Below are 24,480 nucleotides of genomic sequence, written 5' to 3' on the forward strand. Positions count from 1 at the left end.
TGAACCGAAGCGCGCTTACTTACCCTTAAACACCGCGGGGCGTTTTTCCATAAAGGCGCGTACAGCTTCCTGGGCATCGGCGGTGGCAATGCAGGTATTCTGCACTTTGGCTTCCGCCGCGACGGTTTCCATGTAACTCTGGTCTGCTGCGTCGCGTAACAGTTTCTTGGCATTGCGCAGCGCTATCGGCGCCCGCTCAGACAGATTCTGCGCCCACTGCAGAGCCGCGCTCTCGACTTCCTCAGCCGGTACTAGCTTATTGGCAATGCCCGCTTCCACACACTCGTGGGCAGACATACGGCCACCCTCGACGATAACCTGGAAGGCGCGCTGGTAACCCAAGTGACGCAGCAACAGCCAGCTGGCGCCGCCATCTGGCACCAGGGCAATATTGGTAAAGGCCAACAGCATGTAACCGTTGTCGGCCATCACCATTAAGTCACAAGCCATCGCGAAGGCGGCACCAATACCCGCCATACCGCCGGGAACAGCAGCGATAACAGGCTTGCCCAGATTGCCGATTTTCTCGAGAGCCGGGGCGTATTCCTGGAGGATTTGCTCCTCGATAGACGACGCATTGCCCAGGCCTTCCGCCAGGTCAGCGCCGGAGGAGAACATTTTGCCCTCGGCACCCAGTACCACAGCACGGACATCTGCATTGTCATCCGCCTCAGTCAGCGCGCTCAACAACTCGGCGCGCAACTGGGTGTTGAAGGAGTTTAAAGTTGAAGGGCGGTTCAATTTAATGTGAGCAACCGCACCGTCGACGTTATAGCTCAAACATTCGTAGCTCATAGTGCGCTCCCTTAACTGCGGTCGATGTAGGGCGTGAAGCCCTCAGAGAATACTTCACGAGACACAATCAGCTTCATAATCTCGGAAGTACCGGCAAAGATGCGGGTAATCCGCGCATCGGTGTACATGCGGGAAATCGGATACTCGTCCATATAGCCCGCACCACCGTGCAACTGAACGCCTTCGTCAACCATGCGGCCCAGTACTTCGCTGGTATAAAGCTTGGCTTTAGCGGCGTCTTCGGCAGTGAGCTTACCGTCATTGAAGGCCGCCACACAGGCATCGACGTGGGCTTGGGCAACATCGATCTCTGTACGCAGCTCGGCCAGTTTAAACTGGGTATTCTGCATTGCCGACAGCGGCTTGCCGAACACTTTGCGCTCCATAACAAATTCACGAGTCACTTCAAAGGCTTTTTGGGCGGCGGCGATAAAACCACAAGCGCCGATCAAACGCTCTTCCGCCAAACCCTGCATCAGGTAGATAAAGCCTTTGCTGGGATCGCCCAGCACGTTCTCTTTAGGCACCTGCACGTCGTTAAAGAACATTTCGGCGGTGTCCTGGGCTTTCATACCCATTTTCTTCAGGTTGCGGCCACGCTCAAAACCTTCCATACCGCGCTCAACCAGGAACAGGCCTACCGCGTGAGGGTTATTTTCCGGGTCGGTTTTTGCGGCAACCACAACCAGGTCGGCATTGATGCCGTTACTGATATAGGTCTTGGAGCCGTTCAGTACCCAGTGGTCGCCCATATCCTTGGCAGTGGCCTTCATACCTGCCAGATCCGAACCGGCATCGGGCTCGGTCATGGCCACTGCCAGAATGCACTCACCGCTAACGCACTTTGGCAGGAAGCGATCTTTTTGCTCTTCATTACCAAAGCGAGTCAGGTAAGGGCCCACCAAGCGGCTGTGCAGGGTATTGGTCCAGTCGCCGGCGTAGACGTTGGCAGTCTCTTCGATAATAATCTGCTCAAAGCGGAAGTCTTCGTCGCCCATGCCGCCGTATTTTTCTTCCGGCCACACCATCAAAAAGCCCATTTCACCGGCTTTGGTATAGATCTCGCGATCGACAATGCCCTGCTCTCTCCAACGCTCGACATTGGGAGCCACTTCTTTTTCCAGGAACTTGCGGTAGGCGTCCCGGAACATGATTTGGTCTTCGGTAAAATTGCGTGGCAGCATGGCTGCACCTCTCTAATATTCTATAAATCTGTCAGTGAGACTTGGCCCGCTCTTTGGCTACCATTGAGCACTGTTGCAAAGAGCCAGAGTCGGTTCGTGTTAGCTTGTAATAGTGGTTTGGGCAGGAGGTCGGCAAGGCCGCCTCCTGCCTCAGGGCTTACATGAACAGCTCGCCCTTTTCCGCTTTGTCCAACAGCATCTGAGTTGGAGTAAAGCGCTCGCCGTATTTCTCTGTCAGCTCTTGCAGGCGTTCGGCAAAGGCCTTCACGCCGTAGGTGTTGATGAACTGGAAGACACCGCCGGTGTGGGGCGGGAAGCCTATACCCATGACCGAACCGATATTGGAATCGGCGACGTTGTTCATCACGCCCTCTTCAAAGCAGCGCAGCGACTCAATGATCTGGCGGAACAACAGACGGTCTTTAATATCCTGCACCGGCAGGCTGACGTCTTTGTTGTAATACCAGTTGTACACTTCCGGCCAGATATACTTTTCGCCATCTTTCGGGTACTCGTAGTAACCACCACCGTGGAAGCGACCAGCCCGGTCGTTTTCCATCATCTTCTTGGCCAAGCGGTAGCCGGCATTGTCCTTGGCAAACTCGTGGCCCAGGCGCTCGTCCAATTCTTTGTTGGTTTCATTGGCCTTTACGGTCAGCTGCTGGCTGACTTCGTCCTGCACCGCCAGAGGACCCACCGGCATGCCAATCGCGCGACCGAGGTTTTCAATCACGATCGGGTCCAGGCCTTCTTCGATCAGCAGGCCGCCTTCATCGATGTAGGTAGAGAACACCCGCGAGGTAAAGAAGCCGCGAGAGTCATTAACCACGATGGGCGTCTTCTTGATTTGCTGGGAGTAGTCGAATGCCCGAGCCAATGTCTCGTCGGAGGTTTTCTCACCGACAATGATTTCCACCAGCGGCATTTTGTCCACCGGCGAGAAGAAGTGAATACCGATAAAGTTCTCGGGCTTCACTGAGGGCTCTGCCAGCAGGGTGATGGGCAGCGTCGAGGTGTTTGACCCCCACACGCCGTTTTCTGCCAGTTTGGGTTCCAGCTCTTTGGTGATGTTGTGCTTGAGATCGACGTTCTCGAATACCGCTTCGATGATCAGGTCGCAACCTTCCAGCGCATCGGCGTCGGCAGTGGCGTTGATCAGGCCCAGTACGCCGGCAGCCTTCTCTTCGGTCATGCGGCCTTTTTCAATACGCTTCTTCAGCAGGCCTTCCGTGTAGGCTTTACCTTTGTCGGCAGCGTCCTGGCTGATGTCCTTGAGGACCACTTCGATGCCTGCCATGGCGGAAACATAGGCAATGCCCTGCCCCATCATGCCGGCACCCAGTACGCCCACCTTTTTGACTTTGGACTTCTCGATGCCCTTGGGACGACTGCCACCGCCGTTGACCTGGTTCATTTGCAGGAAGAAGGTCATCAGGTTTTTGGCCGTAGGCTCAGTCAGCAAGCTGGCAAAGGCACGGGTTTCCATGATTTGCGCGGTGTCGAAATCAACGCGCAGCGCAGAGCTCACCACGTCCAGAATTTTGACTGCAGCGGGAATCAGGCCGCGAGTCTTCTGGAACAACATGGGGTTGGCGCCCTGGATCAGCTGAGAGATATTGGGACGGGTAATGTTGCCGCCGGGGATTTTGTAACCTTTCACATCCCAGGGGTTGCAGGCTTCCGGGTTGGCTTTGATCCAGGCCTTGGCTTTCGCCATCATGTCGTCGGCGTCGGTAGCCAGTTCTTCGACCAGCTCGCTTTTCAGGGCTTTCTGAGCATTGAAGCGAGTGCCTTCCAGCAACGGCATCACCGCGCGCTCGGCGCCCAGCTTGTTCACCAGGCGAACAATACCGCCACCGCCAGGCAACAGACCCAGGCTCACTTCGGGCAGACCAACCTGAACCGCTTTGCTGTCCAGCGCTACGCGGTGGTGACAGGCCAAGCAGATTTCGTAGCCGCCACCCAGCGCCGCGCCATTAATGGCGGCGACGACCGGCTTGCCGAGCTTTTCCAGACGGCGAATTTGGCTTTTGATTAACAAGTTCATATCGAACATGTTTTGCACATCTTCTTTGGTTTCGATGGTGAGCATGCTTTTGATGTCGCCACCGGCAAAGAACGTGCTCTTGGCCGAAGTCAGCACCACACCAGCGATGCTGTCTTTTTCCGCTTCCAGGCGATCAACCGTCTCACCCATCAGCTTTACGTACTCTTCGTTCATCGCGTTAACCGGACCGGTCATGTCCATGGTCACGGTGACGATGTTGTCGGCGTCTTTCTCGTAGTTAAATGTTCCAGTCATGGGATTACCTATTCGTCAAATTCAGTGGACTGTGTTCAGTTAAGCGATGGCTTACACGCGCTCGATGATGGTCGCGATACCCATACCGCCACCCACGCAGAGCGTGACCAGACCGGTTTTCAGGTCGCGGCGCTCCAGCTCATCCAGAATGGTGCCGATCAGCATACCGCCGGTGGCACCCAGCGGGTGACCCATGGCGATGGCGCCGCCATTGACGTTGATTTTTTCCCAGGGGAACTGGGTGTCCTGCTGGAAGCGCAGTGCCACTGAGGCGAAGGCTTCGTTGATTTCCACCAGATCGATTTGATCAATGGTCATGCCGGCTTTTTCCAGCACCTTAAAGGTGGCCGGTCCGGGGCCGGTCAGCATGATGGTGGGCTCAGTGCTGGTTACCGCTGTTGCCACAACCCGGGCGCGGGGCTTGAGGCCGATTTTCTCGCCTGCGGCCTTGCTGCCCACCAATACCGCCGACGCGCCATCGACAACGCCTGAAGAGTTACCGGCGTGGTGAACGTGATTGATTTTGGCTGCCTGGGGGTACTTGCTGATGGCGATGTCGTCAAAACCAAAACCGCCCATCATCGCGAAGGAAGGCTTAAGGCCTGCCAGAGACTCGACGGTGGTGCCGGGCTTGATGAAGTCGTCTTTCTCAAGAATAGTGAAGCCGTTCAAGTCTTTAACAGGCAGTACAGACTTGTCGAAGTAACCGGCTTCACGGGCCGCTGAGGCATTGTCTTGAGAGCGCACAGCAAACTCGTCCAGCTGCTGACGGCTGTAGCCTTCCAGCGTGGCGATCAGGTCGGCGCTGACGCCTTGGGGAATAAAGCCAGTGTCGAAGGCGGTTTGTGGATCTTCGCCCCAGGCACCACCGTTACTGCCCATGGGTACGCGGGACATGCTTTCCACACCACCGGCAACTACCAGGTCTTCCCAACCGGAGGCAATTTTCATGGCCGCCAGGTTGACGGCTTCCAAGCCAGAGGCACAGAAACGATCCAACTGAACGCCAGCCACGGACTGATCCCAACCCGCCTTCATCACTGCGGTTTTGGGCAAACAACCACCTTGCTCACCCACCGGCATCACACAGCCCATCACTACGTCGTCGACGAGGGCAGTGTTCAGGTCGTGGCGGTCGCGAAGGCCGTTCAACAGGCCGGCCAGCAGGTCCACCGGTTTAACTTCACTCAGGGCGGCACCCAGTTTGCCTTTGGAGCGCGGAGTGCGCACGGCGTCGTAAATAAACGCGCTATTGCTCATAGTTCTATCCCGTGTTGATGAAGGGTGAAAGGGTGGCAATTGCCGATCACAGGGCGGCCACCGTGTTATTGACGGCGTACAGCATGGTTTCAGCCGTTACATTCCTCAATGATCTGTCGTGACAGGCGATAGACATTTTGTTACAACTTAAAATCGACCTTTAGTCCATAGACGCCGGCTGGCGCCAGGGGACAACAATGACGCCAGAGGCAATAGAATGGCCTTGAGAGAGCAGCGCACAATCAGTGCCGTATTCGTTAAATCGATCTTGGAGAAGGCGCCACTAAGCGCCGAAGAAAAGGGCCGATTGTTACAGCGGTGCGACATCCCGGGATCCGCCCTGCACGGCGGGCGCTCCCGGGTTACGCCCGCCCAGTTCGCCCGTTTGAGCCAAGTGGTCACCGACGCCACCCAGGACGTGGCCATGGGCCACTATCAAAACCGGCTCAAGCCGGGCGTCGTACATACTATGGCTCGTTATACGCGGGACGCCGACACGCTGTTGCAGGGCGTGAGCCGCAACGTGGAGTTTTACAACCTGTTTGACTCCGGCTTCCAGCTCTCTCTGCACCAGCGCGACAACTTTGCGTTTTATCGGATGGAGGCTGAACCGGGCTTCGAGATGACACCTTGGGTGTGTGAGCATCACCTGATGGTCAACCACCGCTTTTTTTGCTGGTTGACCGGAACACCGATTCCGCTGTTGAGGGTGAACTTGCCCTACCCGGAACCGGAACACGTGGGGGAGTACCACCATTTATTCCACTGCGAGCCGCGCTTTAACCAGGGCAACGCAGAGATTATTTTTGAACGGCGCATGCTGGGGCTGCCGATTCTGCGAGAACGGGTCGAACTGGAGGACTACCTCACCCGTATCCCCTATGAGTTCTTGCAGATCCCCAGCCGCGACAGCAGTTACACAGAACAGATTCGGCGCTATTTAAAAAATGCGCTGCCGCATTTACCCAGTTACGAGCAGGTCGCGGCGTCATTAAATATCGCACCTCAGACACTGCGGCGGCGCTTGGCCAACGAGGGTTGTGACTACCGACAAATTAAAAACGAATTGCTTCGCGACTTGGCAATTAGTTTACTGTCGGAAACCGAACAGGATGTAAAAGGCATCGCCTATCGACTGGGCTTCTCGGAACCCAGCGCGTTTATACGGTCATTCAAGCGATGGACAGGCAGTACACCCAATAATTACCGACAAGACAATCAATAACGTTTAGGGAGTAATACTATGCAAGTGCACGAGCTTTTCGACTACCACGCCACCCAGCGACCCGACGACTGCTGCCTGATCTTTAATGGCGAGAAGCTCAGTTACGGCACCGTGGGCGACATGGCCCGCACCATCGCGGCCGGGCTGGCCGCAGAGGGCGTCCAGGCCGGACACCGCGTGGCCATCCTCTGCCAGAACTGCCCGGAATACCTGGCGTTTTTGATGGCCTGCAGCCAACTCGGTGCGGTAGCCGTACCGCTGAACTACCGCCTTGCCCCCGCTGAAATCGCCTATGTATTGGCCGATGCCCAAGTTCACCTGCTGCTGAACCCCGACACCGAGCTGGAGCCACTGCTGCTGTCGCTTTTAGATAGCGACGATGAAGCCCCCCGCTGCATCGCGCATACCGAGCGCGCGGCGTTGAGCTGGGATGAGTGGCTAAGCAATGCCAGCGGCAAAAGCTTTACTGCCGTTGATCAGGGCCCCGAAGCCTTCCTGCAACTTTATACCAGTGGCACTACCGGCCACCCCAAAGGCGTCGTACTGAGCCACGCCAACCTGGTTTCCCTGTTTACCATCTCCACCGTCTCGGCGCCCCACAAAGCTGGCGCCGACACCGTCGACCTCGTCAGCGCCCCCAACTTCCACATCGGTGGCAGCGGCACCTTGTTGCTACCCATTATGGCCGGCGGCTCAGTGGTACTGCACAAAACCTTCGATCCCTTTGCGCTGGTTAACGACGTTGAACAATACAAGGTCGACCATATGTTTATCGTGCCGGCGATGATCCTCGCGGTCATCAGCATGGTGCCCGACCTCGACAAGCGCGACTTTAGCCACCTCAAGCAAATCATGTACGGTGCCTCGCCGATTACCACCGACCTGCTGGAGCAAGCCCTCAAGATATTCCAATGCGACTTCGCCCAGGTCTACGGCATGACCGAGACCACCGGCAGCATCGTAATGCTGACCCCGGCGGATCACCAACGCGCACTGAAAGACAAGCCCGAACTACTGCAATCCTGTGGCCGCCCACAAGCTGGTGTAGCGGTCAAAATCTGCGATCCCGATGGCAAGGAACTCCCCGCAGGCGAAACCGGCGAGCTGTGGATTCGCAGTGGCAGCAATATGCTGGAGTACTACAACAACGAGGGCGCCACAGCCGAAACACTGATCAACGGCTGGATACGCACCGGCGACTCCGGCGTTAAAGATGAAGAGGGCTTCCTCTATTTACGGGATCGCATCAAAGACATGATCGTCAGCGGTGGCGAAAACATCTACCCCATCGAAATCGAAAATGTATTGAGCCGTCACCCTGCTATTGCCGACGTCGCCGTGGTGGGCATTCCCAATGAGAAATACGGTGAGGCCCCGCTGGCCTGCGTCGCCCTCAAGCCCGAGCAGAGCTTGAGCGAAGACGAGATGATCGACTATTGCCGGGACAAACTGGCGGGCTACAAAATCCCCCGCCAGCTGCAAATCATGGAGGCGCTGCCCCGCAATCCGTCTGGCAAAATACTGAAGAAGGAACTGCGTGCACCGCACTGGGAAGGGAAAGAGCGCAATATTTAATCGTAAATAAACTCGGGGCAGTCCACCTGCCCCGAGCCAATTCACCCTAGGTCTTGCTAATTGACACGCCCCCCTCTACCAAGAGGGCTGTGCCTGTAGAAAAGCTCGACAGCTCAGAAGCAAGGTAGAGCGCCGAATTGGCGACTTCCTCCGGCTGCGCCAAACGCTTCATCGCGTGAATACTCTTGGTAAATTCAATGGCCTCTGGCGTACTCGAGGCTTCCCGCCCCATCGGTGTATCGGTACCTCCAGGCAATAGCGCATTCACGCGGATGCCATCAGCAGCACACTCTACAGCCAGCGCTTTGCTTAACCCCACCATACCCGCCTTGCTGGCAGAATACGCCGACATACCCGGCAAGGCCACGGTATAGCCGACAAATGAAGACACATTGACGATCGAGCCGCCGCCGGATTTCCGCATCGCCGGCACTTGGTATTTGGCTCCCAAAAACGCACTGGTCAGGTTGGTATTTAATACCTGCAGCCACTCATTCAAAGACACTTCTTCTGCCGGAAGTGACGAGCCCAGCATACCGGCATTGTTTACCGCGACATTCAACCCGCCAAAACTCGACACCGCATATTCAACCATTTCCCGGGCGGCATTCTCCTCAACCACATCACCCACATATACCCCGGCGCGCCCGCCCAAGGCCGTAATCTCATCGACAAGACTAAGCAACTCCGGTTCCCGCCGAGCCACCACAACAACATTCGCCCCCTGCGACGCAAACAACTTGGCTGTTGCCCGACCAATCCCCGTACTCGCGCCGGCGACCAGCGCTGTCTTACCACTAAGCAATTTCATCCTCATTCCCCAACAATTAGAAGCTAATGGAGATGAGGAAATTAGAGATTTGGGTGTATTCAGTCGAACCGATTCTTGCTCTATTTAATCGTGGTCCGAAAGCGACAGGCCGCTAAATCGCGCCCCCAACAACATCGTTTCTTAGCTGCGGTCACGCTCTTTCGGTTGGGTGAACATGAGCTTATTAGGACTAACAGCGCCCTTCTATTCGCAATTCACCAGCCTCACATAATCTGCATCAATTACCTTGGAGGGATTCATACCGAAGACTTCATTAAATGCCCGGTCAACGTGAGCCAGATCATGGAAGCCGGCCTCCAGGGCCAGATCAGTAAACTTCATCCCGCGCTGCCACAACAGCGCCCCGCGCCACACCGCACGCCAGCGGGCATATTGACCAATAGTAAACCCTGTCTGCTTTTTAAACAGTTCTCGCAGCCGCGACGGAGACAGGTGCACTTGCTCGGCGAGGGACTCCAGCCGGACCTCGTTAAGGGGGGTGTCATCCAGTATTGCTCTGGCCCGAACGATGCGATTGTCCAAGGGCATTCTGGCAGCATCGACTTCGCCGGCGATCGCTCTGACCACGTCTTTGACCAGCCCCTTAATAGCGTCTCGTGACAGAGTTTCGACCATGGCTTTTCTGATAGTCGGCACAAATGTCGCCACATCATCAAAGGGCAGATCGATAATCTTCTGTTCTCCGAGCTTGTTCTTTAGCGCGGCATACTCGGGCATATCGATGGGAATATAAAACAGCGCGATATCACTGTTCACCGCCGTTACACGTTTACGCCCGGCGCGTGGCGCCACCAACGAGGCGCGGGTCTGGAGGGTTTTACCCTCCACTTCAATTGTGTAGGGCTCGTTACAGGCAATTCTTAGGGTAGCGCAAAGAGGGCTGGCGGGACGGTCCAGCAACAGCGACGGCGCGAGCAACACCAGGCTGCACGGCCAGTAATAAATGGTAACGCCCGCTTCCGCAGGGTGCGCAATCTTGTCGTTATTATGGGTTTGCGATGAAGCCATTGCCGCCAGCTTTGTACAAAGATCGTCATTTCATACTAGCGGGATACTACGTTGAGGGGATACGGTAGGCAACATTATAAAAGATGCCTGAGACCACAAATAATGAAGATGAATAAGCCCTTACACCCGTCCGCCATCTCCCCTTACATCGCGGCAAATCGACGACTCCCAGTCGCGCCATAAGCAGCAATACGCTCCGGATATAAGACCGCGCGGTAACGCGCTCCCTCGACACACCCGATATCGCACACAGATCGTAGGCGTTGCGGGTGGCGCTCGCCCGTTAAACATTGCCGCAGGCAGTTGCGTTATAGGAGACCCCATGAATAAGCACCTAATGATAGGCCTGTTTCTGCTGCTGGCCGCCTGTGGTGGCGACGATGGCGGAATCTCTGGCAACGATGCTTTGCCAACACCGACACAACCCGAGCGGGAAGGCCCCCCGCCATTGATTCCCGATACTCCTCAGGCGGAAGTCCCGCCAATTTCTGCCAAAGGCTGGCAATTCTTCGAGCCTGGTACTCTGGTCGAAGCCCACCCAGTCAATGACTTCCTCCGCCTCTCGGGCGCGGCACATACGGTGTTCGTGCGTTACACCACCGTTGATGTCCACGGCAATCTAACACTGGCATCAGGGTTGGTAATGCTTCCCGAGCAGCCGCAATTCGCTCAGGGCGAATGGCCACTAGTAGTCTACGGCCATATGACAACAGGGGTCGCCGATGCCTGTGCCCCCTCCCATGCCTCAGCCGACTCGACCGAGTTGCAGAAAATGCAGCAGGGCGACGAGATCGCCCGCCAGCTGCTGAGCCGCGGCGTGGTCGTTGCCCGCCCCGATTATGAAGGGCTTGGCGAGCCGGGCCCCCACCCCTACCTTCGCGGCGACTCACTGGCCCAAGCCATGCGCGACATGGCCTCGGCGGTGGCGAGCCACTGGGACAAAGTGGGCGATTACTGGGTGGCAGCGGGACACTCTGAAGGTGGAGTCGCTGCACTCAACAGTGGCAGCCGCTTGCATCCCGAAGCCCGCGACCTAACGCTGGTGGGCGTGGTCTCTGTCACTCCGGTGACCCAATTGGAAAATCTGGTGCTGATCGCCGAAGCGCTGCCCATCACTGGTTTGGGCATTAACGAAGCCGTCGCTCTGGCGGCGTTGGTGGCTCACGGCATTGCAACCGTCGACCCGGATTTCAAACGCTTACTGCTAGAGGAAGGTGGCCTGTCGGAGCGGGCGCTGGCGCTCTGGCCGGATTTAGAGCGCCTGTGTCTGGGGGATTTGTCGCGCCCTGAATCCTGGGGTGGACTGCCTCCCAACCAGCTTAAAGGCCCCAAAGGGGACGAAGCTGCCGCGGAAATACGCCGCGCCCTGGCTGCCGATGATGTGCGTCATTTACCCATGCGCTTCGATGTCCCCATTCGCATTGATGTTGGCATTTTCGATCTGGTTGCCCACCTGCCCTATGCCGAGCAATTGGTAGCCAGTTACCGCGACAACGGCTACGACGTCGACTACTACCGTTGGCCCGCCGCCCATTCGCCCACCGCAGATATGGCTGCAGGCTCCATCGCCGACTGGATTATCGAGAGATTTTATTAATGACCACCGTATTCAAACTCCCCCGTATTTTCGCGCTGTCATTGTTGTTAAGCCTGCTCTCAGGCTGCGGCGGCGACAGCCAATCCCAATCCGCCAGCGCCGGTAACGACGGCAGCAGAGATGTGCTGCTTCCCACAGAGCCGATGCACCCCGCGCGCCTGCACAACTGGGTGCAGGAACTGACCAGCTACGAACCCCGCTGGGCGGGCTACCCGGAAGAGCGCCTGGCCACCGAGTGGCTGGCCAGGGCGCTAGAGGACGCCGGGTTGGAGACCGAAATCGACCCCTACAGCTTCCGAAAGTGGCAGCTGGACGACTGGCAGGTGCAGCTCATCGAGGACGGCGTTCCCACGGAGCTCGACAGCTTCCCCATGTGGTCAAGCAAAGGCGGCACCGGCACCGCCGAACTGGTTGATGTGGGACTGGGCACTGAGCTGGAACTGATGGCGCAGGACATCAGCGGTAAAGCCGTGGTCGTCACCGGGCGGGCCCTACTCAACGTGTTTGCGACCTATCCCAATACCTACCACCGGGCCGCCGAGTTGGGCGCGGTTGCCATGTTTGTCAGCTCTGACGCCCCCGATAACCTGATTCGCCCTACCAGTTCAGGCAGCAATTTGCTGGACGACAACGCCATTCCCGCATTCCAACTGGGAGCGCAGGACCTGGCGCGGCTTCGCCGGGCAGCTCGGGACGGCGGCTCGATTTCCTGGCAGCTGGACGCCCGGCACGTCAACGGCACCACGCACGATGTTATTGGCCACCTGCCCGGCTCTGGAGAATTGGACGGCACCATACTGGTCACCGCCCACTACGATGCTTGGTTCGCCGGCGCCCTGGACAACGCCACTGGCGTGGCCGGGCTAATTGGGCTGGCGGAATACTTTGCTTCGCTTCCACAATCCGAGCGACCGCGGGATATGCTGTTTCTTGGAGTCACCGGGCACGACGCCGGTTATCCGTACGGGGGCGTCAACCACTGGCTGGAGGAAAACCGACATCGGGTCGATCAGCTGGAGCTTTTTATAAACCTCGACCACCTGGCCGCCAAGGGCGAAGAGCATATCAGCACCACCGGGCTAATCGACATGCTGGGGCTGGTGCTGGAGCGCCCCGGCGACGAGGAACGCGCCCTCTTCACCACCGCGCATCCTGCCCTGATCCGGAAATTCATGCCCCATATTCTAAAATTCACACCGCTTACTGTCGTCCTGCCCACCGTACCCACGGTCACCGCAAACGGCGATCTGGAGGGAGCCATGGGCGAACTCGGAGTGCCCAGCGTCAACCTCACCATGGCCACGCCGCACTACCACACTGAAGAGGATACCGCCGATCGCATTCCCGCTGAGCAGCTTTCGCGGGCGGTAAAAGCCCACCGGGATTTTCTGTTGGATGTATTACCGATGACACGAGATGAGATAAGATCTCCGCTTTAACGAGCTTGCTCCGTGAAGCACATAGGATGGAGCGGAGTTACTTAGTAACATCCAAAGAATAGCCAGCCTGGAAAACGCTCACACGCGTTTCCCCCTCCCTTCTACAGAGCGCTTTTTTAAGGGTGAATCTTTTTGGTTGCGTCGATTAGGCTGGTCAAGCTCAACCAAGCAAGAGCACCCCTCGACTCAGACACCAATACACCGACACGCTGCCCATTGCATAGACCATCGTCAAGGTAACCGGTCGATAGCTGGCGGAGGACAATTTTCGCAGCGCCAAGAGGCAGCCAGCCAGCGCAGCCACGAACAGCAGCTGGCCCAACTCGATACCCACATTGAAAGCAAATAACGCGCTTAATAAATTCTCTTTGGGCAGCCCAAGTTCACTGAGCACGCCGGCAAAGCCCAATCCGTGCACCAAGCCAAACACGCCGGCAACCGGCCACTGGTATCGAGACAAGAGCGAAGCAGAGGCATTTTTTTTTCGGTGGGCCAACTCCAGCGCCAAAACCAATATCGTCAGTGCAATACCAAATTCAATTAACGCCGACCACTGAGGAATCAGCTTTAAACTCACTAAAGCCAGTGTGATGCTGTGTCCTACAGTAAAGGCCGTTACCGTTTTAAGCAGGGTTCGCCAGTTACCCGCCAGTAACAGTAAGGCGGCGACAAAGAATAAATGGTCAAGGCCAATCAGAATATGTTTGCCGCCAAGAATCAGATACTGGACAACGACATTGCTGCCAGATTGAGACGCCGGCACCGTATAAGAGGTTTCACCCGGCATAACCAGAGTCTCTTGGGGAGCATTGGAATCCAGCGTAACAAGACGAACCAGCGTTGCGGTCTGCCCAGCTTCTCCCGGTGTCCAGCTCAGCGTTTCTCCGGCTAAACCGGTTTTGCAGTGCAGGGCCCACTGGCGAATCACGGCGGTGCCCTGGTACTGAAGCGGAGTCGCGCCCGCTTTCTTGGCGGCGTCGTCACGACGCTCATGGCACTGGCTAGGCCAGCTTGGCATGGCGGAGCGTTGATCCGTTACCGAGGTTCGCCAGGTCAGCAGGTAGTCCTGCTCGCTTTGCTGATGCAGCTCCAATAGCGCCGGAGCAAATTTATGAGCTAGCGCGGCAGAACTTAGCAGTGCGAGAACGGCACCAAACAATATCGCGGCGATAACTGGCAGGCTTCGTAGCATCATAAACTCACCACTTGATAGCGAGCCTTGAGCTTTTCGATATAGGCGGACAAGGCGGCTCGCTCTCGCTCTTGCCGCCAAAGTTCTTTGACCTCTTCGCGCACCGACTCGTAAGACTGCTGGTAAGCGGACTGAACCTCATGCACTCTCACCAGGTGCTGGCCGAAGGCTGAGGGAATGGGGCCCAGCCATTGCTCTGCGCTATCTTCGTTGCTCGAGGTAATTTGATGGGCCTTTAATACCGCATTGGCAAAACCATGCCCCATGCGGCGGTCCAATTCTGCCGGCGTCTCTACCATAAATTTAAAGCCCTGCAAAAAAGGGTCGCCGGAGATGGTATTGCCAGATTGCAGATCCGCTTTGGCTCGGTGGGCGCGAGCCCGCACTTCGCCCTGATCGGCACTGAAGAAAATATGCTCCAGGGTAATTTGCTGTTCTCGCTGCCAGCGCGGGGAATGCTGGCGATAGACCTGCTTGAGCTCGGTCTCACTGGGCTCGCCAGCAGCCCCGAACTGATGGCGACCGATCTCCTCAACCCGCTTAATCAACTGGCGGCGAATGACTTCGTCACCCTCGTAGAGGCGCAGCTGATAGGCGCGCTCCAGCTTTTCGCTGTCGGTGCCGGGAATGCCGAGAAAATCGGCATCACGCAGCAAGCGCTGTATAACTAAGGGATCTCTAAGGTGCAGCTGCTGGCGCAACGCTTCCTGAAATAGGATGGTATCGGTCAGCTGGGCCTCGTAAGCTTGTTGGCGGGTCGCCGCATCCACTGGGAGTCGCGTTTGCTTCACCCACTCCGCCAGGCGCTGATCGACGTCAGCCTGAGTCGGAGCAGAAATCCGGTAAGAGTCCCGCCATTGCAGCCAGGCATCAGCGGCAAACAACAAGCCGCCCAGCATCAGGAAGTGCACTAAGGGCTTACGCAGCAATGCCTTCATCCAACCCCCGTCAGTGGCCCATCATCCAAAACGGAAAGTATAACCAGGCTGACGGGCTTGCAGGTATCCTCCGGGCGGAGGACAGTTCGCTAGGCGCTGGCTACCACGCCACCGTCCACGGTCAGGGTGGCGCCGGTCACATAATTCGATCCTCGGGAGGCAAGGTAAATAGCGGCGGCAGCAATATCGTCGCCCTTCCCCATCCTTTTCATGGGAATGCCTTGAACGAAGGGGTTGTCCTCCTCACTCTCCCCTGCCTGCTGCATAAAGGCCGTCATCTTTGAAGGAAAGAAGCCCGGGGCAATGGCATTGACGTTGATATGCTCCTGGGCAAGGCGGGCCGCCAGGTGCTGGGTGAGTTGCAGTACCGCAGACTTGCTGGCTGTGTAGGAGTAATTCTCCATGTGGGAGTAGCGCAGGCCATGTACCGAGGCAATATTGATCACCTTGGCCGGGGCGCTCGGCTCCGCCTTGGTTTTAAGCATGGGCAAAAGGCTTTTGACCAAAAAGAAGGGCGACTTTACGTTCAGATCCATGACTTTGTCCCAGCCATTTTCGCTAAAGGCCTCAATCGACTCGCCCCAGGTGGCGCCGGCATTGTTCACCAGAATATCGATGCCGCCCTCTTGCTCCTGGAGTTTTTCCGTCAGTGCCGCGATGCCGTCGAGACTGGACAAGTCCGACACGATTGCCCGGCAGTCGCCAAACTGGGCCAACTGATCCCGAGCTGCCAGCAGCTGGGCCTCCTTGCGGGCAGTGATATAGACCCGCGCGCCCCCTTCCAGAAAGCCCTTGGCAATCATTGCACCGATACCGCTGGAGCCGCCGGTAACCACTGCGACTTTATCACTGACTGAAAACAACTCTTGCATAGTATTCTCCCCGTAAACTCACCTTAGGCTAGAAAGTATAGTTGATATCGGCAGTGATAATCCTGGGTGGCATCAAGAAGCCCATATGGGAGCCGTCAAAGATCGGCAGGTCGGCGGTAAAGCGCCGAACCTTTCTATCCTGGAGGTTTTTCGCGTGGACTAAAAACTTCCAGCGCTGATCGGGGTCGATGATACCCACATGCAAATTGATCAGGTGGTAGGCGTCCTGGGAGTCAATCGGGTCGACGTCTAAATCAAAGAATAAATCACTCCGCCAACTCACATCAGCCCCCAAAAACAGTGCCGCACTGTTATCGAAAAGCGGATAGACAAAGGTGCCGCCGAGATTGGCACTGTACTCCGATGATCGCGGCAAGCGCTCACCGCTAAGATCACAGGTTTCCTGCTGGGAGCCCGCCTGACACGGTCCATCCTTAAACTCGTCAAAGGTGGCATCGGCAATACCCATGCTGGCAAACAGCGAGGTACCGGCAAAAGGCTGGTAATTGACATCCACTTCCAGCCCCTGGGTGGTGGCCTCCGCCGCGTTGCTTACCAAAAAGCCATTGCCGATAAAGGCCTGAATTTGCATGTCCTCAAACTGGGTAAGGTAGAGAGCGGAGTTCACCACCAGCGCCCCTTCAAGGGCCGTCATTTTGTAACCCAACTCGTAGGCCTGGGCGTACTCCTGGTCAAACTCGGCCTCACTGGGGTTGCGGGCCAGCGGATTGTAGCCCCCCGCTTTAAAGCCCTCGGCATAGCTGGCATAGAGCATGTCGTCATCACCCACGGCATATTTCAAGGCTAACTTTGGCGCCACGTTGGACTCATCCCGACTGGCGTCGAGGGTATATTCAGACACGCCAAAGGCTGCCTGCAATAACAACCCAGTGGCTTCGTAGTCCTGGTCCAGGAATACCTCCTTGGTTTCCTGAGAGGCCCGCAGGCCGCCCACCAGGCTCAGCCGCTCGGAAAGATGCCAGGTCACCTGGGAGAACAGTGCGGTGGTGCGGGTATCCAGTTGGTAGTTTTGTATCAGGGCGTCTGTGGTAAGCGAGTTAAGCAGCGCATCCACAGGGCTCAACAAGGGGCTGGTCAACAAGTTCCCCAAACCCAACAAGGTCTCCAACGCCGGCCCTACCAACCCCGATAGCGGACCTTCCGGCAGCATTCGCAGATCGCCCGCCTGCTGAGTCTCGGACCAAAAACCAAACACACCGATTAGGTATTCGACTTTGCCGGGGCCTGAGGCCAAGCGCAGCTCCAGCATATTCTGTTCGTATTGAAAGTCTCTAAACCAGTCTGCCACTGGCGCGGAGGCAGTATCGGCATCCAGGTATAGCACTTCATCACTTTCTGCACGACTGGCGATAAAAGTGAGAGTGTGCTCCCCGAGGTCCCAGTTAGTCAGCCAATTGGTGAGTTCGGTCTCAAAGCGGTTGCGGTTATCTGAGTTAGTGTGACTGCGGTAGTCAAATCGATCTTCGAGGTTTGGGTCAAAGAGGCTGTGGACCAACAGCCCCGCGCCCTGCAATACAAAGGGCTCCCAACCCTGGCCGGTATCGGCGGAGCTACCTCGGTAATGGGTGAGCTCGGTGCTAATGCGGTCGTTGATATCGAAAAGTAACTTGGCGCGAATGCCGTCCTTATCGACGCTCTTCTCATCGCCACCGCGCAACACATTTTTGACGTAGCCGTCCCGGGAGCTGCTGGTTGCGGCAACTCTCAGCGCCAGTCGATCTGCCACCAGCGGCAAGTTCACCATCACATCGGCCTGACGAGTATCCAGATCACCGGCGGTATACGTTACTGAGGCCGCCGGTTCATAATCGGGTGATGCCGTGGTGACGTTGATTGCACCGGCCACGGTATTCTTACCAAACAGGGTGCCCTGGGGGCCCTTGAGCAGTTCTACCCGCTGCAAGTCCAAGAAGGCATCCTGCAAGAACGCCGTTTTACCGTAGTACACGCCGTCGACATAAAAGCCGACCGACTGCTCCATGCCGTCGTTGATGGGGGAGTTCAGCCCCCGCATACCCACCTGCACGTAGCCTGGCGTCATGTTGATGTCGGTGTTGGGGCTGGCCTGGGACACATCCTCAAAGGACTCAATGCTGGTGTTCTTCATCCGCTCGCCACTCAGCACCGAGACCGACAGCGGTACATCCTGGATGGATTCGGCTTTTTTCGTGGCGGTGACGATAACCTCCTCGATATAGTCGCGGCGCTTCTTTTCGCGCCCTTGAGGGCCGGATTCCTGGGCGAGGGTGAGGGAGCAGGCAGCGCATAGCGATGCCATAAGGATAGCTTTATTCATAGCTTCTAACCTTCCGACGTCATGTCGTCATTGTTATTGTGATTTTTTTTCCTTGAAGACTAAGCGCTGCATTTGCCACTGGGCGTACACCCCAAAGCCAATGGCGCAAAGCAGCGCTGTGATCATTCGCGATACGCTAAAGGCGTTGGCATCGTTAGCAAACGTCAGGCGTACCCAGTCTGTGGCCGGCCACAACACCAAAAACACGTAAAGGGACATAACAGCCGCGATCTTTTGTAATTTAGCGCGGGTGACGGCCATATCACGATTCGGGGTCTGCGGATGTTCCATATTCACAGCGCCTTTACAGGGGTTTGACGGTGGCCAGATACACTACACTGACGCCGCCTATGGCGATGAGGGGGGTGGTGACCACCAAAAACCACAGGTGGTACTGCATCACTTGCTCGTAACGGCGGGACGACAGTGGGTCGCCACCTTCCCGGCGGCGAATTTTCTTTTTATTGCCACCAAAATGGGAAAGCCAGTAGTCGTAAATTTCTATTGGCAGAAAAATCAGGCATACCACTCCCAGCTTTAACACCAGCCAGTAGCTGTCCGGCCCCCAGCCCCCCACCAACAACAGGCACAGACCGCTGAGCAACACTACCGGGAAGGCGACGTGCTCCAGGACCACCCCATCGTCAAACCGCTCCAATACCTCGTTGCGCTGCTGCAATAAGGCGGGGTTGTCGGGGTCGGCAAACCAGCGCCGCACCACCGGCACAATATAGGTTAAATAGGCCACTGCCGTGCTCCACAACCACACCATGGCAAACAACAGGTGCACGAACTTCACCTTCATGTAGTGTGGGCCGAGAAATTGAGCCATTGAGTCCAGGAGTGTCACAGGCGCCTCTCCGCGATTGCCAATACGTATTCTTATGTTAAGCTCGCAAACCATACCATACGGTTTGGTATGGTTTATTGTCAACTAGATTTACATAAATGCAGTGAAGAAAAGATTATGCCCAGCACATCTTCCAGCCAAGACAGCAAACAGGATACCCGGCTCTCCCACAGCGACTTTGTGCTGGAGGCCTTTGCCATTATCGCGGAGACCGGCAGCTATGAGCAGGTCACCATCGACAACCTGTGCCGACGCCTCAAGGTCTCAAAGGGGAGCTTTTACTGGCACTTTAAAAACCGCGCTGCCATGATCGACTCGGTAGTGGAGGCCTGGTCTGGACGCTTGCACCAAAACATCTATGGCGATATCGAGAAAGACGCCAAGGGCAATGCCAGTGCCAGCATTCGTCAAATTGTGACGGTGTGGCAGACTTCCAACATCGCCGCAATTGACCGAGTCATGCGCAATTGGGCCTGCAAAGACGAGCGCGTCAGCGAGGCGGTCGCCAAGGCGGATTTGCTGATTCTGGGCTACCTTAAAGACAAATTTATTGCTCTTGGTATCGACCCCATCGAAGCTCATCGCCGCGCGCGACTATTGATCGCCATCGGTATTGCCCAACCCCAACTCACCCATTTGCCGCATCCCACTTCAGCCACCGAGGAGTTAGCATGGGCAGTGAATACTCTACTGCCACTTAATGGTGACTAAGCCCTATGCAAGCAGCCGACACCCGCGACAACGAGCGGGTGATACGACATCGTCAACTGGAACTGAGTCGGCGTTCGCGCTTTGTGCTCGGCATGATGCGCGCCTTTGTTCGGCCGATGCTGAGTTCGTCGGAAACGCCCCGCCCCAAAGATATCGCCAAACGCCAGCGGCAAATGAAGTCGATGACATGGCCGAGCCTTCGCGGCCATACCATTGTGTCGCACTCGCTGGGGGAGGTGCCCTGTCACACCTGGGGGCCGCTGGACGACAGCGACCGACCCATCGTTTTATGGCTGCACGGCGGCGCCTTTATCTTGCCTGCCGCCCCTCACTTTCATTTCTCTGCAATGGCAAAGGTCTGTCACAAACTGGGCGCCAGCGGCGTAATGCCGGATTACCGCTTGTCACCACAACACCGCTATCCGGCAGCGCTGGATGACTGTGAGGCCGTATACCGGGACTTACTGCAGCGGGGGTTTTCCGCCAATAAAATTGTATTGATCGGTGACTCGGCAGGGGGGAATTTATTACTCGGTTTGCTACAGCGGCTTCGCGAGGCGCAATTACCCTACCCTTGTTGCGGCATTCCACTGTCACCCTTAACCGACATGGCCCGGACCCAGAACCCGGCCAGGCGCTATCTACAACGGATTCGCGACCCGCTTCTGCCGGTTTCCTCCCTGCCCCACCTGGTGGATATCTACTGCCCAAACCAAGACACCAGCAACCCCGAAATCTCTCCGCTATTTATGGATTGTCGGGGCCTGCCGCCGCTGTTTTTTATCGCCAGCAGCAGCGAAATCCTGGTGGACGACGCCGTGGAGATGGCCCAGCGCTGCCACGCGGCCGAGGTTGCCGTTAAGTGCGATATCTGGCCCCATCTGCCCCACGTGTTTCCGGTGTTCTACCGGATACTGCCCGAAGCCAAAGAGGCCCTTCGCGACGTCGCGATATTTGCCAAAGAGCACTTAGCCGCCAAAGAGCAGTTAGCCGCCAATAAGCAGCGCGACTAGCGCGCCACCAATTTAATCGGCAAACCGTCAGTGGGGAAGGATATCGGCACCGCGCTGTATTTCATTTGGTAGCCGGGCTCCACTTCAATACGGTAGTGCCGCAGTAGCGCATACAGGAAGAGCTTGACCTGTATTTCGGCAAAATTCAGCCCCAGGCACTTGTGACTGCCGCCGCCAAAGGGTAACCACTGGTAGAAGTGCTTTTTGTGCTCGGCTCGCTCCGGCGAGAATCGCTCCGGATCAAATTTGGTGGGCTCAGTCCAGTACTCTTCCATGTAATGGGTGAACAGCGGCGACAAACCGATCGCGGTATTTTTGGGGATACGGTAGCCACCGATTTCTGTCTCCTCAATACAGCGCCGGGGAATTGCCGGTACCGGTGGATACATTCGCAGCGCCTCCTGCATCACCAGGGCGGCGTTTTTAAACTCACCCAAGTCGGTATAGTCGGGCTTGTCTTTGCCCAGAGCCGCAAATTCCTCGTGGAGAATATCCTGCCACTGGGGATTCTTGGCCAGGGCGTAGACAATCGAACACAGGGTACTGGTCGTAGTGTCGTGGGCAGCAAACAGCAAGAAGATAATGTGATCTCGAACCGCTTCATCACTGAGGTAGTTACCGTCCTCATCTTTGGCGTGACAGAACTGGGAGAAGAAATCGGCGCTTTCGACTTTGCGCTTTTCGTCGATCTGGCTTTCGACAAACTTCACCAGGGTTTGCCGCCCCTTCAGGCCCCGATACCACAAGGTGCCCGGCACCGGGATTTTGACTACTGCCAGCGAGGCCTCCATGGCATTCACAAAGGCTTTGTTGATCTTGTCCGCATCATCGCCCATTTCCACCCCCATAAACACTTGGGCGGCAACGTCCAGCAACAGGGCTTTGATCTGATCCTTAAAGCCGAAGGTTTGATCCTTGGGGAAGTCGGCGACGCCTTGCTCCAGTCGCGGCAGCATCACATCCAGGTAACCCATCAGCGCTTCTTTTTTAAAGGCCGCCTGTAAAATTTTGCGATGGAAGCGATGCTCGTCAAAATCCCGCAACATCAAGCCATCGGGAAAGAGTCGATCAAGGAGAGGGTCCCAAGCCAGTTTGCTGGAGAAGATTTTGTCGCTGTTTTTTAGCACCAGCTCGTTGTATTCCGGCCCCAACAGCGCCACGGAATTCTGCAGCAATGCATTGTTGCGAAAAATCCGCCCGTACTTGGCCGCCTTGCGCTGGGACAAGCCCAGGTAATCCTTCAAAAAAGGCAGGGTATCGCCAAGTACCGGAAGCTGACCGCTGTCGCCCGGGATGTGAGACAGGCGAGAGTTAGGCATTCGCGGTAATTGCAAATAATCTGTAGACGTTGGCGATTTCATTGTGATCTCCTCCCAGAACTCAACGCGAGCTTGGTGACTTATAAAAAAGTTTCGGTAAACGCCAGCCACTGGGACCCGGCTAGCCACACACACAGGGCGGCGATCACCAGCACACCAACACCGTAACTCGGCGGGCGTTTGACGAAATTAATGAACGCGGCACCCAGCATAATAACAAACAGTAGCAGGGCTCCCGGGGCGGTATAGGCCGGCTTAAAAAACCCCACTATCAGCAGCGTTACTGCCAGCACTTCCCCTACGGCGGCCACATAGGCCAGCCCGTAGGGATAGGCGAATTTCTCAAACTCCTCCACCATATGGGGATGGCGAATCAACTTAAGCAGCGCTGCCACACCAAAGAAGGCTATCAACAACGCCTGTAGAACGCTAAACCCCATACACGATTCCCCTGGGCCAGCTTAGAATCCGTATTTGTCAGCAAACAGCTGGCGCAGATCTTTCTTGAGAATCTTGCCGCTGGGATTGCGGGGCAAGCCGGGAATGTATTCCAACTTGCTGGGAATTTTGAAACCCGCCAGTTTACCGCGACAGTAGGCCTCCAGTTCTCCTTCACTCAATGGTGGGTTTTCACCGGACACCAACACCGCCAGCGGCACCTCGCCCCACTTCTCATCCGGGATGCCAATCACTGCGGCATCGTCGATTTGTGGGTGTGCCATCAAGTGGTTTTCAATCTCTACGGGATAAATGTTTTCTCCCCCGGAGATAATCATGTCTTTAACACGATCTTTGATAAAGAGATAACCGCGCTCATCCATCAACCCGGCATCGCCGGTGTGCAGCCAGCCATCCACCACGGTTTTGGCTGTTGCCTCATCGTTGTTCCAATAACCCTGCATAATCTGCGGGCCTCGGGCGACGATCTCGCCAATCTCTCCCCGAGGCACCTCCTGCCCGGCATCGTCGACAATCTTGATATCGGTGCCCGCCACTGCGCGACCACAGGAGCGCAGCAATTCTGGCTCAGATGCTAGGGCCCGGCGGTGATCTTCGGCGGTTAAGAAGGCCAGCGCCATGGTCGCTTCAGTTTGCCCATAACCCTGCACAAAATCACAACCAAAGGTATCCATACACTCTTTTAGCAGACTCTCCGGAATCGGTGAGGCGCCATAGTTAATGGTATGGAGATGGGAAAAATCGTAGTCCTTGATATTGGGCACCATCATCATTGAGAACTGCAGCATCACTGGGATCACCGCCACCACATTGATGCGCTCATTGGCCAGGGTCTCAATCATCCCCACTGGATCGTAATCGCGATGAATGACCAGAGACGAGCCGTAAATCACCCCCATCAGCGACCCCACCAAACCCACGGCATGGAAGTTGGGGGCAATTACCAGGGCACGCTCACCGACCCGGGACCATACACCGCTGCTTAAAGGCGCCTGATAGCAATTAATCAACACGTTGCCGTGGCTGATCAACACCCCCTTGGGGCGACCGGTTGTGCCGCTGGTATACATATGGAACAGGGTGTCGTCGGCGGTGACTGCCACATCATTAAAGGTCCCAGCCCCCTCCAGCCAGGCGGCCAGTGACGCTGTACCGGCGATATCGCCATCGATACAGACGCCGGGTTTGCCCTGCAAGTACTCACCCCGCAGTTCATCAAACTCACTGTCAAAGCACAGCAGTTTGATATTGGCATCACTGGCGATAAAGTTGAGTTCGTCAACGCTCAAGCGATAGTTGAGCCCCACCGCCACCGCGCCGATGCGGGCACAGGCCAGAAACACGCAAAAGTTATCCACCGAATTTTTGGCGAGGATGCCCACCCGGTCGCCTTTGGCAATACCACTGGACTGCAGGGCGGCGGCGATACGCTGAACGTAGTCCCGAGCCTCCCGGTAGCTCAGCGAGCTGTTGGCATCGCTGGACATCATCACGTCACCGCGATTGGTAGCGTGAAAGTCCAGGTACTCACACAGGTTGTTAAACAAGTTCATGGCGCTTCTCCATTATCGTTATTGCCCCTCGCCCGGCGG

Annotated in this window: 21 protein-coding genes; 6 read left to right on the forward strand and 15 right to left on the reverse strand. The window is 56.5% G+C overall.

The window, feature by feature from the left end; all coding sequences use genetic code 11:
* Positions 1–15 precede the first annotated feature (15 nt).
* The 4 genes from I6N98_RS16410 to I6N98_RS16425 all read right to left on the reverse strand — a co-directional run bounded on the left by I6N98_RS16410 (position 16) and on the right by I6N98_RS16425 (position 5,541).
* Entirely contained in the window at positions 16–795 is a 780-nt protein-coding gene (locus tag I6N98_RS16410; protein WP_198569401.1) for an enoyl-CoA hydratase/isomerase family protein, read from the reverse strand.
* Between the two features lie 11 nt (positions 796–806).
* A complete protein-coding gene (locus I6N98_RS16415; RefSeq protein WP_198569402.1) occupies positions 807–1,979 on the reverse strand; it encodes an acyl-CoA dehydrogenase family protein in 1,173 nt (390 codons plus the stop codon).
* A 157-nt stretch (positions 1,980–2,136) separates the two neighbouring features.
* Positions 2,137–4,281, reverse strand: a complete 2,145-nt coding sequence (locus I6N98_RS16420; protein ID WP_198569403.1) for a 3-hydroxyacyl-CoA dehydrogenase NAD-binding domain-containing protein — start codon at positions 4,279–4,281, stop codon at positions 2,137–2,139.
* Positions 4,282–4,332: 51 nt separating this feature from the next.
* Complete coding sequence (locus I6N98_RS16425; protein ID WP_198569404.1) at positions 4,333–5,541, reverse strand: acetyl-CoA C-acetyltransferase; 1,209 nt, start codon at positions 5,539–5,541, stop codon at positions 4,333–4,335.
* A 217-nt stretch (positions 5,542–5,758) separates the two neighbouring features.
* On the opposite strand from I6N98_RS16425, the gene I6N98_RS16430 reads away from it, so the two are divergent.
* Together I6N98_RS16430 and I6N98_RS16435 are read left to right on the forward strand one after the other, a co-directional pair.
* Positions 5,759–6,766 (forward strand): AraC family transcriptional regulator, encoded by a 1,008-nt coding sequence (locus I6N98_RS16430; RefSeq protein WP_198569405.1) that lies wholly within the window; start codon positions 5,759–5,761, stop codon positions 6,764–6,766.
* A gap of 18 nt (positions 6,767–6,784) precedes the next feature.
* Complete coding sequence (locus I6N98_RS16435; protein WP_198569406.1) at positions 6,785–8,341, forward strand: long-chain-fatty-acid--CoA ligase; 1,557 nt, start codon at positions 6,785–6,787, stop codon at positions 8,339–8,341.
* Between the two features lie 46 nt (positions 8,342–8,387).
* Here I6N98_RS16435 and I6N98_RS16440 read toward each other — a convergent pair whose 3' ends face one another.
* Complete coding sequence (locus I6N98_RS16440) at positions 8,388–9,152, reverse strand: SDR family oxidoreductase (protein WP_198569407.1); 765 nt, start codon at positions 9,150–9,152, stop codon at positions 8,388–8,390.
* 204 nt (positions 9,153–9,356) lie between these two features.
* Positions 9,357–10,181, reverse strand: coding sequence for a helix-turn-helix domain-containing protein (locus I6N98_RS16445; protein ID WP_198569408.1), 825 nt, complete (start codon positions 10,179–10,181; stop codon positions 9,357–9,359).
* 322 nt (positions 10,182–10,503) lie between these two features.
* Here I6N98_RS16445 and I6N98_RS16450 point away from each other — a divergent pair, with 322 nt between their 5' ends.
* Positions 10,504–11,778, forward strand: coding sequence for a lipase family protein (locus tag I6N98_RS16450; protein ID WP_198569409.1), 1,275 nt, complete (start codon positions 10,504–10,506; stop codon positions 11,776–11,778).
* Positions 11,778–13,217 carry a M28 family peptidase gene (locus I6N98_RS16455; RefSeq protein WP_198569410.1) on the forward strand — a complete coding sequence of 480 codons (1,440 nt, stop codon included), beginning with the start codon at positions 11,778–11,780 and terminating at the stop codon, positions 13,215–13,217. The genes I6N98_RS16450 and I6N98_RS16455 overlap by 1 nt, the downstream gene beginning before the upstream one ends.
* A gap of 160 nt (positions 13,218–13,377) precedes the next feature.
* On the opposite strand, the gene I6N98_RS16460 is transcribed toward I6N98_RS16455, so the two are convergent.
* The 6 genes from I6N98_RS16460 to I6N98_RS16485 all read right to left on the reverse strand — a co-directional run bounded on the left by I6N98_RS16460 (position 13,378) and on the right by I6N98_RS16485 (position 19,386).
* Complete coding sequence (locus I6N98_RS16460; RefSeq protein WP_198569411.1) at positions 13,378–14,412, reverse strand: HupE/UreJ family protein; 1,035 nt, start codon at positions 14,410–14,412, stop codon at positions 13,378–13,380.
* Complete coding sequence (locus tag I6N98_RS16465) at positions 14,409–15,347, reverse strand: peptidyl-prolyl cis-trans isomerase (protein WP_198569412.1); 939 nt, start codon at positions 15,345–15,347, stop codon at positions 14,409–14,411. Before I6N98_RS16465 ends, I6N98_RS16460 begins: the two co-directional genes overlap by 4 nt.
* A gap of 89 nt (positions 15,348–15,436) precedes the next feature.
* Complete coding sequence (locus tag I6N98_RS16470) at positions 15,437–16,219, reverse strand: SDR family oxidoreductase (RefSeq protein WP_198569413.1); 783 nt, start codon at positions 16,217–16,219, stop codon at positions 15,437–15,439.
* Positions 16,220–16,247: 28 nt separating this feature from the next.
* Positions 16,248–18,536: a TonB-dependent receptor gene (locus I6N98_RS16475; RefSeq protein WP_198569414.1), complete on the reverse strand. Its 2,289-nt coding sequence runs from the start codon at positions 18,534–18,536 to the stop codon at positions 16,248–16,250.
* A gap of 33 nt (positions 18,537–18,569) precedes the next feature.
* Positions 18,570–18,827, reverse strand: coding sequence for a hypothetical protein (locus tag I6N98_RS16480; protein WP_198569415.1), 258 nt, complete (start codon positions 18,825–18,827; stop codon positions 18,570–18,572).
* A gap of 13 nt (positions 18,828–18,840) precedes the next feature.
* Positions 18,841–19,386, reverse strand: coding sequence for a hypothetical protein (locus I6N98_RS16485; protein ID WP_198569416.1), 546 nt, complete (start codon positions 19,384–19,386; stop codon positions 18,841–18,843).
* Positions 19,387–19,503: 117 nt separating this feature from the next.
* On the opposite strand from I6N98_RS16485, the gene I6N98_RS16490 reads away from it, so the two are divergent.
* The gene (locus I6N98_RS16490) at positions 19,504–20,097 is read left to right on the forward strand and encodes a TetR/AcrR family transcriptional regulator (protein ID WP_198569417.1); all 594 of its coding nucleotides are present in this window, start codon (positions 19,504–19,506) and stop codon (positions 20,095–20,097) included.
* 5 nt (positions 20,098–20,102) lie between these two features.
* Positions 20,103–21,110, forward strand: coding sequence for an alpha/beta hydrolase fold domain-containing protein (locus I6N98_RS16495; RefSeq protein ID WP_198569418.1), 1,008 nt, complete (start codon positions 20,103–20,105; stop codon positions 21,108–21,110).
* Here I6N98_RS16495 and I6N98_RS16500 read toward each other — a convergent pair.
* From I6N98_RS16500 to I6N98_RS16510, 3 genes are read right to left on the reverse strand one after another with little or no spacing between them, the layout of a single operon-like run.
* The gene (locus I6N98_RS16500; RefSeq protein ID WP_198569419.1) at positions 21,107–22,471 is read right to left on the reverse strand and encodes a cytochrome P450; all 1,365 of its coding nucleotides are present in this window, start codon (positions 22,469–22,471) and stop codon (positions 21,107–21,109) included. The two genes, I6N98_RS16495 and I6N98_RS16500, sit on opposite strands and share 4 nt — an antisense overlap.
* Before the next feature lie 38 nt (positions 22,472–22,509).
* Entirely contained in the window at positions 22,510–22,869 is a 360-nt protein-coding gene (locus I6N98_RS16505) for a DoxX family protein (protein ID WP_198569420.1), read from the reverse strand.
* Between the two features lie 21 nt (positions 22,870–22,890).
* Positions 22,891–24,441 carry a long-chain-fatty-acid--CoA ligase gene (locus I6N98_RS16510; protein WP_198569421.1) on the reverse strand — a complete coding sequence of 517 codons (1,551 nt, stop codon included), beginning with the start codon at positions 24,439–24,441 and terminating at the stop codon, positions 22,891–22,893.
* Positions 24,442–24,480 lie beyond the last annotated feature (39 nt).

This window comes from Spongiibacter nanhainus, from assembly GCF_016132545.1.
Classification (GTDB): Bacteria; Pseudomonadota; Gammaproteobacteria; order Pseudomonadales; family Spongiibacteraceae; genus Spongiibacter; species Spongiibacter nanhainus.

Coding starts and splice junctions, on each gene's coding strand:
- I6N98_RS16510 (WP_198569421.1), bottom strand. CDS start 24,441: ATGAACTTGTTTAACAACCTGTGTGAGTACCTGGACTTTCACGCTACC.
- I6N98_RS16425 (WP_198569404.1), bottom strand. CDS start 5,541: ATGAGCAATAGCGCGTTTATTTACGACGCCGTGCGCACTCCGCGCTCC.
- I6N98_RS16470 (WP_198569413.1), bottom strand. CDS start 16,219: ATGCAAGAGTTGTTTTCAGTCAGTGATAAAGTCGCAGTGGTTACCGGC.
- I6N98_RS16475 (WP_198569414.1), bottom strand. CDS start 18,536: ATGAATAAAGCTATCCTTATGGCATCGCTATGCGCTGCCTGCTCCCTC.
- I6N98_RS16505 (WP_198569420.1), bottom strand. CDS start 22,869: ATGGGGTTTAGCGTTCTACAGGCGTTGTTGATAGCCTTCTTTGGTGTG.
- I6N98_RS16420 (WP_198569403.1), bottom strand. CDS start 4,281: ATGACTGGAACATTTAACTACGAGAAAGACGCCGACAACATCGTCACC.
- I6N98_RS16415 (WP_198569402.1), bottom strand. CDS start 1,979: ATGCTGCCACGCAATTTTACCGAAGACCAAATCATGTTCCGGGACGCC.
- I6N98_RS16410 (WP_198569401.1), bottom strand. CDS start 795: ATGAGCTACGAATGTTTGAGCTATAACGTCGACGGTGCGGTTGCTCAC.
- I6N98_RS16495 (WP_198569418.1), top strand. CDS start 20,103: ATGCAAGCAGCCGACACCCGCGACAACGAGCGGGTGATACGACATCGT.
- I6N98_RS16465 (WP_198569412.1), bottom strand. CDS start 15,347: ATGAAGGCATTGCTGCGTAAGCCCTTAGTGCACTTCCTGATGCTGGGC.
- I6N98_RS16435 (WP_198569406.1), top strand. CDS start 6,785: ATGCAAGTGCACGAGCTTTTCGACTACCACGCCACCCAGCGACCCGAC.
- I6N98_RS16490 (WP_198569417.1), top strand. CDS start 19,504: ATGCCCAGCACATCTTCCAGCCAAGACAGCAAACAGGATACCCGGCTC.
- I6N98_RS16450 (WP_198569409.1), top strand. CDS start 10,504: ATGAATAAGCACCTAATGATAGGCCTGTTTCTGCTGCTGGCCGCCTGT.
- I6N98_RS16440 (WP_198569407.1), bottom strand. CDS start 9,152: ATGAAATTGCTTAGTGGTAAGACAGCGCTGGTCGCCGGCGCGAGTACG.
- I6N98_RS16455 (WP_198569410.1), top strand. CDS start 11,778: ATGACCACCGTATTCAAACTCCCCCGTATTTTCGCGCTGTCATTGTTG.
- I6N98_RS16480 (WP_198569415.1), bottom strand. CDS start 18,827: ATGGAACATCCGCAGACCCCGAATCGTGATATGGCCGTCACCCGCGCT.
- I6N98_RS16500 (WP_198569419.1), bottom strand. CDS start 22,471: ATGAAATCGCCAACGTCTACAGATTATTTGCAATTACCGCGAATGCCT.
- I6N98_RS16445 (WP_198569408.1), bottom strand. CDS start 10,181: ATGGCTTCATCGCAAACCCATAATAACGACAAGATTGCGCACCCTGCG.
- I6N98_RS16430 (WP_198569405.1), top strand. CDS start 5,759: ATGGCCTTGAGAGAGCAGCGCACAATCAGTGCCGTATTCGTTAAATCG.
- I6N98_RS16460 (WP_198569411.1), bottom strand. CDS start 14,412: ATGATGCTACGAAGCCTGCCAGTTATCGCCGCGATATTGTTTGGTGCC.